Annotated in this window: 7 protein-coding genes; 2 read left to right on the top strand and 5 right to left on the bottom strand. The window is 34.3% G+C overall.

Annotation, left to right across the window (positions count from 1 at the left end; translation table 11 throughout):
* Window positions 1-37 precede the first annotated feature (37 nt).
* Window positions 38-1,963, top strand: a complete 1,926-nt coding sequence (recQ, locus tag K337_RS0116435; protein ID WP_028857551.1) for a DNA helicase RecQ — start codon at window positions 38-40, stop codon at window positions 1,961-1,963.
* 137 nt (window positions 1,964-2,100) lie between these two features.
* On the opposite strand, the gene abc-f is transcribed toward recQ, so the two are convergent.
* The 3 genes from abc-f to hutH form a co-directional block, all read right to left on the bottom strand.
* Entirely contained in the window at window positions 2,101-3,699 is a 1,599-nt protein-coding gene (abc-f, locus tag K337_RS0116440; protein ID WP_028857552.1) for a ribosomal protection-like ABC-F family protein, read from the bottom strand.
* A 360-nt stretch (window positions 3,700-4,059) separates the two neighbouring features.
* Complete coding sequence (locus K337_RS0116445; RefSeq protein ID WP_028857553.1) at window positions 4,060-6,084, bottom strand: urocanate hydratase; 2,025 nt, start codon at window positions 6,082-6,084, stop codon at window positions 4,060-4,062.
* 54 nt (window positions 6,085-6,138) lie between these two features.
* The gene (hutH, locus tag K337_RS0116450; RefSeq protein ID WP_028857554.1) at window positions 6,139-7,671 is read right to left on the bottom strand and encodes a histidine ammonia-lyase; all 1,533 of its coding nucleotides are present in this window, start codon (window positions 7,669-7,671) and stop codon (window positions 6,139-6,141) included.
* A gap of 354 nt (window positions 7,672-8,025) precedes the next feature.
* Between hutH and hutG the strand changes: the two genes are divergently transcribed.
* Window positions 8,026-9,072 (top strand): formimidoylglutamase, encoded by a 1,047-nt coding sequence (gene hutG / locus K337_RS0116455; RefSeq protein ID WP_211226114.1) that lies wholly within the window; start codon window positions 8,026-8,028, stop codon window positions 9,070-9,072.
* A gap of 37 nt (window positions 9,073-9,109) precedes the next feature.
* Here the strand turns inward: hutG and K337_RS0116460 are convergent, their stop codons facing one another.
* Together K337_RS0116460 and K337_RS0116465 are read right to left on the bottom strand one after the other, a co-directional pair.
* The gene (locus K337_RS0116460; protein WP_028857556.1) at window positions 9,110-12,640 is read right to left on the bottom strand and encodes a hypothetical protein; all 3,531 of its coding nucleotides are present in this window, start codon (window positions 12,638-12,640) and stop codon (window positions 9,110-9,112) included.
* On the bottom strand, window positions 12,640-15,796 hold a 3,157-nt coding region (locus K337_RS0116465), incomplete at its 5' end, for an OmpA family protein (RefSeq protein WP_169712900.1). The genes K337_RS0116465 and K337_RS0116460, both read right to left, overlap by 1 nt.

The raw sequence follows: 15,796 nt of genomic DNA on the forward strand, positions 1-15,796 counted from the left end.
ATATATATAATATGTAACCCAAAGAAAGAGGTAGACTATGTTAAAGAAAGCTGAAAAAGTATTGTTCCAATATTTTGGATATAAAAAATTTAGAACCAATCAAGAGGAGATCATCTCCTCTATTTTGGATGGAAGAAATCTTTTGGGTATAATTCCAACCGGCAGTGGGAAATCAATCTGTTATCAGATTCCGGCATTACTTTCACCTAAACTTACTATAGTTATCTCTCCCTTGATCTCCCTTATGAAAGATCAGGTAGATGCTCTTAAGATATCTAATATCCCCTCAGCATTTATAAATAGTTCCCTCACAAAGGAGGAGTATGTAGATATCATCCGACAGTTACGACAAAACAAACTGAAACTTCTTTATATAGCTCCTGAAAGACTCCTCAATGCTAAGTTTATAAACCTGCTGACCAGCCTTCAGATAGGTATGGTTGCTATAGATGAGGCTCACTGTATATCCCAATGGGGTCATGATTTTAGGAAATCTTATCTAGAGATCCCTAAATTCATTGAAAAATTAAACCAAAATATACAGATAACAGCATTTACAGCTACAGCCACCCCAAAGGTAAAACAAGATATTATAAATCTGCTGGAGATGAGGAACCCCAAAACATTTGTAGGAGGCTTTGACAGAAAGAACCTATTCTTTAAAGTAGTAAAAAATGAAGATGCAGAATCATTTTTAGTAGATTATTTAGATACCCATAGAAAAGCTCCTGGTATCATCTATGCTTCTACACGAAAAGAAGTGGATAACCTATATGCGTATTTGAGATTAAAGCATTTCAGTGTTGGAAAATATCATGCAGGACTCACCGATGAGGATCGTAAAAAATTTCAAGATAAATTCATAACCGGAGATATCAGAGTTATGATTGCAACCAATGCCTTTGGTATGGGGATTGATAAATCTAACGTAAGGTTTGTTATCCACCGAAATATACCCAAGGATATAGAAAGTTACTACCAGGAAGCCGGCCGTGGAGGTCGTGATGGGGGACAAGCAGAGTGTATCTTGATGTTCTACCCTGAAGATATTGGCACACAAGAATTCTTTATAGATATGAATAGGGAACTCTCTCCGGAATTAAAAAGAGATAAATTAAAAAAACTAGATAAGATGGTAGCCTATACTGAGATAAAATCCTGTCTTCGGGAGTATTCATTGAAATATTTTAGTGACAGAAGGATAAAAAATTATTGCGGTAATTGCAGTAATTGTACTGGTGCAAAGGATGTTGAAAATAATACTGTAGATACACAAAAAGTTCTCTCATGTATTGGAAGATCCAAGGAGAACATTGGTATTAGGATGGTTATCCGCCTCCTATTAGGTGAGATAAGTGATAAAATTACAAGAAAGGGTCTGGATAAGATCTCAACCTTTGGAATTTTTAAAGACTACAATAAAAACCTCTTGGAGGAGTTTATTAACTACCTTATCTCTGAGGGGTATATAGATCAAACCGCAGGGTCCTATCCAGTTCTTAAGTTAAATGAAAAATCTTTTGATGTTCTAAACGGGAATATTCAAGTACTTCGAAAGAAAAATGAAGTTGTCTCCTTTGATTATTATGAAAACCCTATCTTTGAAAGATTAAATGAAGTACGGCGTGAGATCGCAAACAAAGAGGGGATCGCTCCATATGTGCTCCTATCCGATGTTACCCTCATGGAACTGGCAGACAAAAAACCTATCAACAGGTGGGAGATGCTGAAAATTAAGGGGATAGGTAACCAAAAATTTGAAAACTACGGGCAACAATTTTTAGATGTCCTCATCACAGAGGTGGAGATTGAAAATTTAAAAAATGACGATTCTCAAGATATCAAAAAAAACAGTAAAAAATACCTGGTTGAAATAGAAAAGGTAAAACACCTTAAGGAAAGTTTAAACTTAGATGTAGATGTGGAGGAATTAGCCCAGGCTATAAGTGAGATATTCTTCTAACCTTACCTTTATTTACTTAGTTTAAAAGAATTATTTAAAAGTAAAATAAGAAAAAGAGTCTAAAGTTTAGACTCTTTTTTTTGCTAAATTTTTATCTTCTTTATTTCACTCTATACTAATTCACCATTCTCTGAACCTTATTTTAAAATAATAACCTTATTCGCTATCCTTTCTACAAATAGATAATCGTGCTCTATAAATAGAATAGTTGGATTATATTTTAATATAGCTTTCTCAATCCTTGTTCGGGTATGTAGATCTAAAAAATTTAATGGCTCATCCCATATGAAAAAATCTTTTTCTAAATAGATATTCAGTGCCATATACAGCTTTCTAGTTTCTCCCTGACTGAGGAGTGATGTATCTTTACTGAGTAAGTTACCCCGGATATCAAAAGCGGCCAAAAAAGGTGTAAATAATTTGATATCAATATTTAAATCGATCAGGAACTCTTCCAATTTCATATTTTTCGGTAGAAGTTCCTGGGGTAGATAACCTATATTTATTCTGGAATCAATAAATATGTTCCCTGTAAATTTTATCTGGTTTAAGACAGCTTTAATAATACTGGTTTTCCCACTTCCATTGGGACCTGCAATTGCTACCCTTTCACCCCGGTCTATACTAAAGGATAAATTTGATATGACTTTCTTATCCCCGTAGCTAATATTCAGATTATCCACCCTTAAAACTTTTTGAGGCAGCAGCTTAATATCCTTAAACTTTATTTCATATTCTTTTTCAAAATTTTTAACTAGTTTTTTCTTAGCTTCAATGTGTTCTCGAGCTTTTTTTTCATAACCTTTGGCGCTTTTCATAAGTGCCTTAGCCCTTACTCCTAAAAGCTCTAACCCACCTTTACTTCCACTAGCAGGAATTTTTGCCATCTTCCTCTGAGCTTTTTCAGCCCATTCAGATTTTTGTTTAAAGCTATCTTCTTTTTTCTTTATATTAGATTTTAGATTTTCATTTTGTTTCTTTTCTGATTTTAATAACTGTAGATAATTTTCTTCAAACTTAAAAAATGTTGTATTATAGATCTTAGCCTCTCTTTTACTATGCAAATGAAGGATGTGGTCTCCTACTGTATTCAAAAAATTCCTATCATGGGATATACAGATGAAACCTCTCTTCTGATCTTTTAGATACTTTCCTATTAATTTCCTGGATTCAATATCTAAATGATTTGTCGGTTCATCTATAAGGGGAAAACTATTTTTCTTTAAAAATAATGAAATTAATTGTATCTTTGTCTTTTCTCCGCCGCTCAAAGAATTGTAAAACCTATTTAAGATACCTAGATCTAATTGTATCTTTAGCAACTCTCTCTCTATTAAATTTTCAATTTGATATCCATCCAATTCCCGGTATTTTTCCTCGATTTCCCCATATTTAATCAAGTTATCCTGGGTAGGATCTAACAACAACCCTTCCATCTCATCTTCATAGAATTTATAAGGTCCTAAATTGTCCTTAATAAACTCCAATACTCTGGTATTCTCATCTGCTTTCTGCTGGAAAGAGAAGTTAAAAAAAGTTTTACTACACTTTATTTCTCCGCCGTCTTTAATCAATTCACCATCTATTAATCTTAACAGTGTACTCTTTCCCCTGCCGTTTTTCCCATAGATTATAGTTTTCCACGATGTATCAATCTCAATATTTAAACTATTGAATATTTCCTTATAGGGGTTCTCATAGGAAAAACTTAAATTTGTTATATTTATTTTATTCAAAATATCACTCACCTCATATTAATTTATTTTAGATAAATTAAGGCTATAATAAAACAGTGATATATTATTTTCTGTTTAAATTATAGTCCTATTACTGTAGTTTCCATATTTAAATCACCTCCATCATATTCTTGTAACTTTTTTAATATACTAGTTATTTTTTCTTTTGTCAATTAAAAATATTCTACGACTATAAATTTCAGATTAAAAATCTTAGCTTTTAAAAAATTTAAGTTCCTTCTTTCCTAACAAAAATATTTTTCTTCACTTAAAAGAGGTAGATTTCAGTGAAATCTACCTCTTTTTTATTATTAAAATTAATGTTTCACCCCAGCCCTTAGGACAACATGGGATAAAAACCTAGTTAAATTTCTTAGCCACTAAATCTTTAATCAATTCTTCATTTGGAATATAAGGCAGGGTAATATGATCAGTTCCTGCATTATTTTTATTGTATTCCATAGATGTAGTGATGGAGTTCTTATTTCTAGCCCAAGCACGTCTAGCAACTCCTCCCATTACATCCCATGGCATAGCCTGATACAAGATGTTGTCGACTCTCTTAGAGCCGTCTAATACCATTCCAAATCCACCGTTGATAGATTTTCCTATTCCTACTCCTCCACCATTGTGAAGAGCGATAAGACTCATTCCACGAGCTGCATTACCTGCAAAACAATGGGTAGCCATATCTGCCATTATATTTGATCCATCTTTGATATTAGAAGTTTCTCTAAATGGTGAATCTGTTCCTGAAACATCATGATGATCACGTCCAAGCATGATAGGCCCAACCTCTCCATTTCTTACCATCTCATTGAATTTCAATGCAATATTGGTTCTTCCCATGGCATCCTGGTATAAGATTCTAGCTTGAGTTCCTACTACTAATCCATTCTTGTCAGCGTCTCTCACCCAGATATAGTTATCTCTGTCTTGGTATCTTCTGTTAGGATCGATACAACTCATAGCTGCTGCATCTGTTTTTAAAAGGTCCTCTTTCTTTCCACTCAAACAAACCCATCTAAATGGTCCATATCCATAATCAAATAGTTCAGGTCCCAATACATCTTCTACATAAGAAGGATAGATAAATCCACCTTTATCATCTCTACCATTTTTAGATATCTCCTTTACTCCTGCATCATATACAGATTTTAAGAATGCATTTCCATAGTCAAAGAAATATGTTCCTTGTTCTGTTAATTTTTTTATCACATTGTAGTGACTTACCAGTGTTGTATTTACTAGCTCTATAAATTTATCTTTATCCTCTGCTAACAATCTAGTTCTCTCCTCAAAAGAGATCCCTTGAGGGCAGTATCCACCGTCATAAACTGCATGACAAGAAGTCTGATCAGATAATAGATCGATCTTTATTTTATTCTCAGCTGCATATTCCAATAAATCCACGATATTTCCATGGAATGCTATTGCAGCAGGTTTTTCTGCTTTAAAATAAGCTTCTACCTGGTCAAAGGCTTCCTTAGGAGAACGAGCTATACTAGATACCCACCCTTGAGAGTGTCTTGTTTCTATCCTTGAATAATCCACCTCTGCAATTATTCCCACACCATTTGCAATCTCAACAGCTTTACCCTGAGCTCCAGACATTCCTCCTAACCCAGAAGTTACAAATAGCTTACCTTTTAAGTCTCCATCTTGTGGTACTCCTAAAAATAATCTACCTGCATTTAAGATAGTGGAATAAGTTCCATGAACTATCCCTTGCGGCCCGATATACATCCATCCACCGGCAGTCATTTGACCATAGTTTGCTACACCTAATGCAGCTGCTCTGATATAGTTTTCATCGTCGTCAAACATCCCTACCATAAGGGCATTTGTAATAATAGTTCTAGGTGCAGAAGGGTGTGATCTAAATAACCCCATTGGATGCCCAGATTGAATTACTAAAGTCTGATCTTGAGTTAATTCCTCTAAATATCTTTTGATCAATTGATACTGCATCCAGTTTTGGCAGACTTGTCCAGTTTCTCCATAAGTTACCAATTCATATGGATATAAACAGATATCAAAGTCTAAATTGTTATCCATCATTACTTGAAATGCTTTCCCTTCCATACATTTACCTTTATATTCATCTATAGATTTTCCAGATAATCTTCCTTCTGGTCTAAATCTATATCCATAAATTCTTCCAGTTTCATATAGCTCTTCTAAAAATTCAGGAGCTAGCTCAGCATGAAATTCTTCCGGGATATATCTCAATGCATTTTTTATAGCTAATTCCACTTCATCTTGAGATAGTGTAAGACTTCTTTTAGGAGCTCTTCTATATTTAGAATCAAATTTAGGAGTTTCCTTTGGTATATCAGTTAATTTTATAGTCATTGCATCTTTTATGTCATTATTTGTAAACATTATGATTATCTCCTTTTATTAGTTATAAATTTTGATCTTTGATTTTTTCTAAAATTATAGTAGTTCTCCTACTACTTCCTCTACTCTATCTATCATATCTTTGCTAGAAATTAATTCATAACACTTATTTATATATTTATACATCACTACATCTTCATCAATAAACTTCACATCTTCTCTAATAAAGTTATATGCAATTTCAGTTCCCTTTCCTAAGAAGTTTTCCTCTCTAAGATCTATTGCCTGACAAGCTCCTAAGATCTCCATAGCTATTACATTTCTTGCATTTTTCATAATATCTCTAGCTTTTCTACCTGCAATTGTTCCCATAGATACATGATCCTCTTGGTTTGCAGAAGATGGGATAGAGTCTACCGAAGCAGGATGTGCTAATACTTTATTTTCTGATACCACTGATGCAGCACTGTATTGTACAATCATAAATCCAGAGTGTACTCCTCCATACTTTGTTAAGAATGCAGGGAGTCCATTACTTAGAGCAGGATTTACAAGTCTTTCTAATCTTCTCTCTGAAACATTGGCTAATTCTGCCAGTGCTATCCCCATATAATCTAATGGTAGTGCCATAGGCTGTCCATGAAAGTTTCCTGCTGAGATAGCTTCCTCAGTTTCAGGAAAAATCAACGGATTATCTGTCACAGCATTTACCTCTATCTCTATTTTTTCCTTTATAAATCTTAGTGCATCCTTACTTGCTCCATGAATTTGAGGCATACATCTAAGAGCATACGCATCTTGAACCCTCAAGTCTCCCTGTTTAGTAATCATCTTACTTCCATCTATTAAATTTAAAAGGTTCTTAGCTGTATCTATCTGACCGCTATGACCTCTTATCTCATGTACCCTAGGATCCAATGCACATTTAATTCCTGTAAGAGCTTCCATAGTCAATGCTCCTGCAATATCAGCTATCTTAGATAAGTTTAACGCATCATAGATAGTCAAAACACCTACCGCTGTCATAGCCTGAGTTCCATTTATTAATGCTAATCCTTCCTTAGAAGTCAAGTATGGTAATGCTTCTATCCCTGCTAGCTCAAGAGCTTTTATACTATCCATCCTTTCACCCTTATAGAAAGCTTCTCCTAATCCAAGCATAGTTAATACCATATGAGATAGTGGAGCCAAGTCTCCTGAAGCTCCTAGAGATCCCTTTTCAGGAACTACAGGATGTACCTCTTTATTTAAAAGTTCAATCAATTTTTCTACAGTTAATAATCTAATCCCAGAATTCCCCTTTGTCAGTGAATTTACACGAAGTATCATCATTGCTCTTACAATCTCTTCGGCAAAAGGCTCCCCTACTCCACAAGCATGACTTATAATAAGGTTTCTCTGAAGATCATTTGTCTCTTCCTTTGAGATAACTACATCGGAAAATTTACCAAACCCAGTTGTGATACCATATGATACTCTCTCTTCAGCAACAAATTTATCTACTACAGCCCTAGCTGTATTGATTCTATCTTTTGCTCCATTACCTAATTTCACCTTAAAGTTAAACCTAGCTACATTTACTATATCCTCTATGGATAATTTTTGATTATCAATTAGTATCTTTGACATTTTTCCCTCCTCGTATTTCTTTACTACTACTTTATTACTCTATTTAGATGTGAAAGTCAACCGAATAGTACTAAAGTAATACGATTTCTTATTAACAGAGTATAAATATGTCAATAAAAAATTGATTTTTAATCCAAATTGGAGTAAACTTTTGTTAGAAAGTTTTTAAAAAAGCAACGTGGCATTGCATCCAGATAAGCACAACTTAGGTTTTTATAATTTTTATTTTAATAAACTTTATCTCAAAATCCTATGTTTATTTAGTAAAATAGTAGTATTTTGGTGATGCCCTTACGGGTATAATTTCCTAGATAATAAAAAAGATTTCGCTCCAGGCGATTAGGGGGAAGAAAATTGGAATTTTTAAAGAAATATAAGTATATAAATAAAGAATTTTTTAGAAATTACCGAAGGGTAAAAAAAAATGTATGGAAGGGCAGAATCGACGGTGAGGATCACGATTCCCTTAGATGGCATCAAAATATTCAAGTTATTGACTTAGAAGATAACCTAGAAGATCTTAAATTTGAAAATGCAGTCTGTTTCATTGGGTTTTCCAGTGATGAAGGGGTAGAGAGAAATAAGGGAAATGTAGGAGCTGCAGAAGGCCCTAACGCTATACGTCGTGAGATGTGTAACTTCCCTAAAACCAGAGAAGATGTAACCCTCTACGATGCCGGAAATATATTCTGTATCGATGAAGATCTCGAAGGCGCTCAAAAAGCCCTCTCTACCGCAGTATCTAAGATCATAGCCTTGGGGATGTTTCCGATAGTTTTAGGAGGAGGACATGAGGTAGCTTTCGGTACTTACAATGGTCTCCTGGATGTAGTCTCTAGATATCAAAAGAAACCCAAAATTGGAATAATAAACTTCGATGCACATTTTGACATGAGACCATATGAGGATCAAACCAGTTCTGGGACCATGTTTTTACAGATAGCTAACCAGTGTAAAGAGAGAGAATTAGATTTTTCCTACTTTGTATTGGGAATTCAAAAATATGGGAATACAAGATCCCTCTTTAAAACAGCCGATAAATTTGGGGTTAAATATATTTTAGCTCGAGATATCAATGACTATAAGGAATTAGAAGTAAAAAATAAACTAAATATGTTTATAGAGGAAAATGATCATATATATGTAACTATATGTACAGATGTATTTTCATCTGCTTATGCCCCTGGAGTAAGTGCCCCTCAGCCCTTTGGTATCCATCCAAAATCTGGGAGGGAACTTATAAGACATATTGCAGGCACTGGGAAAACTGTCACCTTTGATATAGCTGAGGTGTCTCCAAGATATGATTCTGGAAATATCACCTCTAAACTAGCAGCTATTTTAATTTTTGAGGTAACAGATAATTTAGGAAGATTTTCATTAAAGAAGGAAGAAAAATAATCTAATACCAAAAGGAGGAGCTGAGCTCCTCCTTTTTTTAAAGTTTTCCTATAAAGTTTATAAACCATCCCTTTGCGTCATAATCTCTCTTTGTAAGATCATCATCAAAAGAAGTAAAGTTATATCCTACTCCTACTTTCATATTATTATTGACGTGATATTGAACAGAAACAAGATATCCTTGTGACATATCTTCCGCCTCTCTAGATACAAGCCAGTGATGCTCTCCCATAATATCCCATTTTCTAATGATATGATAAAGAGCTTTCACAGCATAGAGTTCAGTAGAGTTACTAAACCAATCCCCATCATCTCTACCCTCTCTGAGCATAGATTTTTTATAAGCTACTTTTCCTCCTAAACTCCATTTTTCATTGAGGTCATATATCTCTTCTACAGCAAAAATATGCGCTTTTTCATCGTTAACCGAATCATCCTGCCCCTCACTAGGAAGATCATATAAATAAGTATATTTACTTATTACATTTAATCTGTCATTCCATATAGGTCTATAGGCTGCACCAATACTAAGTTCAGCAAATTTTGCATCATTTTTATTGGAGATTTCATCCTCTGTGTAGGAAAAATTCCCCTTACCTTGAAGAGTCCATTCATTGTTGAAAATATACTTCAATCTATTAGCTGTAAGCCATTGATGTTTCTTCTCATCCTGGCCTTTATCTCTTCTATATTCTAATTTGTTTCTTAAAAATATTACTCTGGCATCATAGGATGAATAAAGACTCACACTACGTCTTCTAATTACATCATCTTCTTTATCCAGATCTCCCTGTTGGTAGGAGATTCCTGTTCTAAGTTTTTCTGTAGCATCAAAGTCCAGTCCATAACTTTGGATTAATCCGCTTCCATCTGCATCACTATTAACAAATTGATTTTCTTGATAGACATTATATCTCTCGCCCATTTTAGCTTTTTGTCCAAAGGTGATACTTCTTCCTCTTTCACCTTCGTCTTCAGATAAAAGATAGTTCACATACATATCGTGATTTTGTCCAAAGGAGTAGTCTAATCCTGCCTGAACAGAATCCCCTCTAGATCCTTGACTTGACTCTAAATCAACTCTCAGCTTATCTCCTAACTTTGTTTTTCCACCAAGGGTTATCATATCATTTGTTTCATAATCTCCATCTTTATAGAGAGTCCCTTGAAGAGCTGTATATAGAGAAGTTGAAGGAGTAAAGAAATATTCTCCCCTGATTCCTCCAAGAAATCCATCTCCCTTTTCATCTGTATCCTCTTCATGGTTTCCCTTAAGTTCCGTACTTAGGAGAAGTTTTTTATATCTATAGTAAGCTGCTGCTCCTAAATTTTCTTCAACGTCTTTTTCATCGGTAACAGCTTCTGAGTAATCATAATAAAACTTCAATTTCAATTTTTTAGAATACTTATAGGTAGCCTTAGTTCCAAAATTTAGCTCCTCTCGGTCATCCTCAAGACTTGAAGTTGAAAATCCTTTTTCTTTTTTTCTGTACCAACCTTCAGCAAGTACATTATCACTCAATTTTTGATTCAGATCTGATAATCTAGATTTTCCTTTCACTGAGTAAGCCTTCCCGCTTTGATTTTTTTCATTTTCTTTTATTTCTCTAAAGGAAAGTCCTCCATCATCAGAATAAAATTTACTTCCAGATTCTCGTCCTTCACTCTCTGCTACTTCTAATCTTAAAAAAGTATCCTTAGTTTTTCTGAAAATTATGTCGGCTTCCTTAAGAGTATAATCTAAATCATTGTCATTCCCCTCTACATAGGTTCCTCCTGCATAAATCCCTTCATTAACCCAGGTTCCACCTCTTATCCCACCTGAGAGGTCATCATCAACTATTCCTGTAGAATAAAATTCATAATCAGTTCTTAGGTAAGCTTCCTTCCCGTCTAAAGGGTCACCCTTTATTATAGAACCATCCTGCCCATCACTTACTATTTGCATAAGAGGTCTTGAAAGAATTATCCTCCCTTGGAAATACTCTATTTCATAATCTTCTCCACCTGTAAGGTATAGGTTTTCAACTACTAATCCTGTCTTTTTATCTTTTATCTCTACCCAGACTTTTTCACTTCCTACTACCATATCTGTATGTTTTAGGTAGTAAAGACTTCCCCCAGTTCCTAAAAATGAATCATGGGCAAATATTGTCCCAGGCTGAGATATAAAGGCTTTTAAACTGTTTTTATCTTCTCCCCATGAGGTACTTTTTCTACTTCTCAAATCCAGTTTTGCACCATAAAGACTTCTGTTGTAGTTGGCAAATTCAGTTCCCGTAAATCCAGTGTTATAGTTCCCCCATATAAAGTTGTTTTTATCCCATTCCAACTTCAAATAAAGCTTCCCCTGGGTATTTACATCACTATAAGTCGTAGATTCATCCCCATAAGTTGTGTAATACAGATCCCTTTGCATATCTCTGAAGACACTTCTATTATCTCTTTCGTCCAAATTATTGAACATATTTTTCAACTCTTCTTCCCTAGTATCCATATGGGCAGTAAGAAGATACTTTTTATACCTGTTTTTAGAATAAAAAGCCACTCTACCATCGGTATAGAAAGATTCATCATAATGATAGTCCTTTGAAAGGATCTCATCGTTTCCAGAAACATCATATTTCCCACTCTTTACATCGGCAATTCCCACGATAAAATTGTATTTATCGGGAACTTCTACCTCCAATGGGTAATAAAAAACTTCTTCTTTTTCAATAATTCTAAGATCTAGAATATGAGTTCCTGGAGAAAAATGTTCTTCAAAGGCAAATTTTCCATTTTTATCAACAGGAATCTGTTTTTTACCCAAATAAAGTTTCATATTTTCGTCAAAATCACGTCCATAAAACCTTACCTTGGCAGCATCTAAAGGAATATTATGAATGAGGAGAGCATCTCTTCCATAAATCTCTCCCCCTTCTTTTTGCCTCTTCCCTTTTTCATCTGTTGAGGTGTTCTTTTCCCATCTTTCTTTTGTGACAACTTCCATAGATTTCAATGAAGTTTCATCAAAATTACCTTCTCCATCCCAAACTTTAACCCTGTATTCAATCTCATCTCCAGGAAAAAATTCCTTCGAAGGAGTCCATAATATTTTTTTAGAAAAATCAATATCAGTCCCTTTAAGATTTACAAATGGGTCATCCTCACCTCTTTTGTATATATCTATTTCCCATTTTTTTATAAATTCACTGTAGTTGGTATAAATTTTAAACCAGCTTTCCATCCCTGGAACTATTTCTCCCCTTTCAGAAGTAATATTTAACTTAGGAGATATTGTCACTGGATCTACAACTGCCCATAAAAGTCCCTTATTATTTTCAAGCTTTATCCTATTTCTGTATATCACATCTGTTCTTCTATTTTGCTTCATTCCTTTAAAAGTATCATTTTTAGTTATTGGTCTGTCCTCACCATTAGATATCAATTCCACACTATAAGGCAATTGTTTTTCAACGGGAGATTCCTCAAAATCTCCCTGTGTAGAAACAACTCTTTCCCCTAAAGCATCTACTCCCAATAACATAAGAAAGATAACAACCATAAATATTCTTTTTTTATTCATTATCTTTCACCTCCAGAGAGGTCTGTAACAATTTTTACATTAGAAATCATATCTTTCCCCATTATTTTTTCCAACTCTTTCCCAATAGATTTGGCTCTTTTTAATGCCAGAATCTCATTATATTTATTCGATGCCCGACTATCAGTATTTCCTTCTACCACAATAACTCCACCCCTATACTCAGTAAGGAGCGATGATATCTTCTTAAGGTTATCTATCTGATCCTCTCTTACATTCCACTTATCCGTTAGAAAGAATACACTTCCAACTCTTACTTTTATCTCTTTTTCTTTAACTCTTCTTTTTACCTTTGGAATTTTTACCCCGAAGTTAAATTTTTCCATGACCTTGGTAAGAGTTTTTACCCTTGGATTTTCTGTAGTAAACTCTGTTCCTGAAGGAAGAGTAACCTTATCTACTTTAATAATAAAGTTTTTACCTCTGTCCGGTATATCATCTATACCATCCACATGATATCTTCCAAATTGGTCAGTTTCAATTACTAATCCTTCCACTGTAGCGAGTCTTACTCCTGGGATTCCCTCTTCTGAAATTCCGTCATTTCTTATCTCTACCTCTTCAAAGTAGTCACTTTCATCTACCTTTAGAGGTATTTGTTTCATAATTTCCTCATCATACTCTATAACTATCTCTGTTCTTCTATTAAGCTGTCTTCCACTGCTTGTTCTGTTGCTTCCTTTAGGATTTTTAGGTCCCTTCCCCTCTATAACAAACATCTCTTCTGAAAGATCTAACTTCATCGAAAGATAATCTTTTAACGTATTAGCTCTTGCAATAGACAACTCATGGTTATTTTTAAACGTTGCCTTTTTAGAAGGCTTTTGAGAATCAGTGTAACCTACAATGACTAACTTAAGATTCTTTTTATTACTCAACTTTTCCAGATATTGTTTTAATTTTTCATTTTCACCATCTCTGATATTGGCATATGCTGAATCAAAATATATAGGCTCTATAAAGTTCTCTATCCTTACTTTTTTTAAACTCTTAACATTCTTTAGTTCTTCCCTGTATTTAGGATCTTTTATTACTCTTCTGACTACTTTTAAATCAACCCCTGTAAGATTTCTATTCCCACTATGGTTTCTTAGAACTTCACCTGTAGATTTTAAAGTGATATTTGATCCTTCTTTGGATTTAATCAGGATATCTCCTATTTTTTTAGGATCTTTTATCCTTCTTCTTAAAATCACCTTTTGAGATCTTTCACTCTCATCTCCCCTTCCATCAAGGTTTCCTAAGAGTAATTCTTTAGACTCTGAAGAGATTCTCCATTCTTCTTCTCCTTTTTTTACAGAACCATCTAAGTAGTTGTCTTGAGAAGAAAGGGTCTGCACTCTGATATCATAAGCATTGGCATCGTCCTGCCAACCATCATTGTCTCTGTCATGGAAAACTTTTCCAATTATTACCGTACTATTAAATAACGGATCATTTATAACTTCTACACTGGCTTCCCCGATGTTAGACAGGTTCTTTCCAGAAGTATTTTCTATCCATGCTTTATTTTTATAAGAGCCAGGTTTAACTCCAGTTCCAATCCTCAAAATATAAGTTATTTCAATTTTTTTATCTCCTACTAGCTCTAAATTATTGAAATAAATAGTTCTGCCTCTAAGGTCTTCATCTGCATCATTTCCATCTACTTTTCCAGATCCTTCAGCATATTTAAATCCAGGAGGCATCATATCTTTTAAACTTAAATTTTTAAGTACTGTCCCCTTATTCCCTGAAAGGTTTTGAACAGTTATCTTATAACTGATCAGGTCTCCTATGGAAACCCATTTTTTCTTAGCTGTTTTAGTCACCTTTATCTGGGCATCTGTCACTTTAAGGGTAGCTTCAGCCTGCAGTTCTAAATTTTCTCCTGCTTTTACTGTATTTTTTACCTCTCCCTTTGAAAGAGTATCTTTAAGCCGTCCAACTACTGTATACCTTTTAGTTTCTCCAGCCAAGAGTTCTATTCCATTCTCCGAAAGATCTTTTCTCAAGCTGGTTTTAAGGAGTGATTCAGGTGTTTTTGATATTCCTGATTCCCATGTCCAGCTTTCAAAAGCCTTTATTTCACTGACCTTATCCTCTACTTTTATGTTTCTTCCTATAACTTTAGAAGTATTCTCCAGAGTAATATCATAAACTACTATATCTCCCGGATAAAATTCATCTTTTTTATTTCTTATCTCCTTCGAGAGGGTATATGTCGGATTAGCAACATTGAGGACTACTTTATTAGAACTTTTATTAATAGGAGTTGCTGCTCTCATCAACTTTTTAAGAGGTGAAGTTTCTTGAAGTGAAAGATACGCTTCATTTGGAATTGTATCATCCTGGTCTACGTTTTTCCCTTCATAGCTGAATCCCACCATAAACTTTAACTCTATCGTTTCTCCTGCCTTTATTTCAGGTAAGACTATCCCCTCTTTTAAATCTTTTCCAGTTAATTTTTTCCCGTCAGATGAAACATATTTATATGAATCATTTTTATACAGGTATAACCCCTTATAATCATCAGATACCAATACATTTACAGCATTTACAGGTGTCGGATTAGTTATAGAGATGGTATATTCTGCTTCCTCTCCATCATCTACTATTCCGTCTCCCCTTTCAAATCCATTTCCTCCTAGATCCTCTACCTGAAGTTTTATGTCTAGGTCTGTAGCCACGAGTTTTTGAATAGGAAGGCTTACTTTATTTGAATCTTTCGTTGTACCTCCATATGATACCGTTGCCATATTATCTATTGTTTCTCCCGGTACTGTATTTAATGGATATATTGCTTTCAATTCAAAACTTACTGTTACTGATTTTCCTGCTTCTATTTCCGGTAATGTTACTCCGGTTTTTATGTTTCCTGTTGCTCCTACTAAATTCGGCGCTGTCTGTCCATCAAAGAACTTTGAGTCTAATAGGTCTGTTAATACTGCGCCTACTACTTTTACACTTGAATTATTCGTTACCTTTATTGCATATGTTAATTTCTCATCTGCTTCGGCTATATCATTCGTATTTGCATCTGTTACTGTTTTTTCTACTAATAAATTTGTTTTAGCTGTTGCACTTTCTATTGCTGTCTTCGTAATATTTGAATCTTTCGTTGTACCTCCATATGATACCGTTGCCATATTATCTATT

Source organism: Psychrilyobacter atlanticus DSM 19335, assembly GCF_000426625.1.
GTDB classification, from domain to species: domain Bacteria; phylum Fusobacteriota; class Fusobacteriia; order Fusobacteriales; family Fusobacteriaceae; genus Psychrilyobacter; species Psychrilyobacter atlanticus.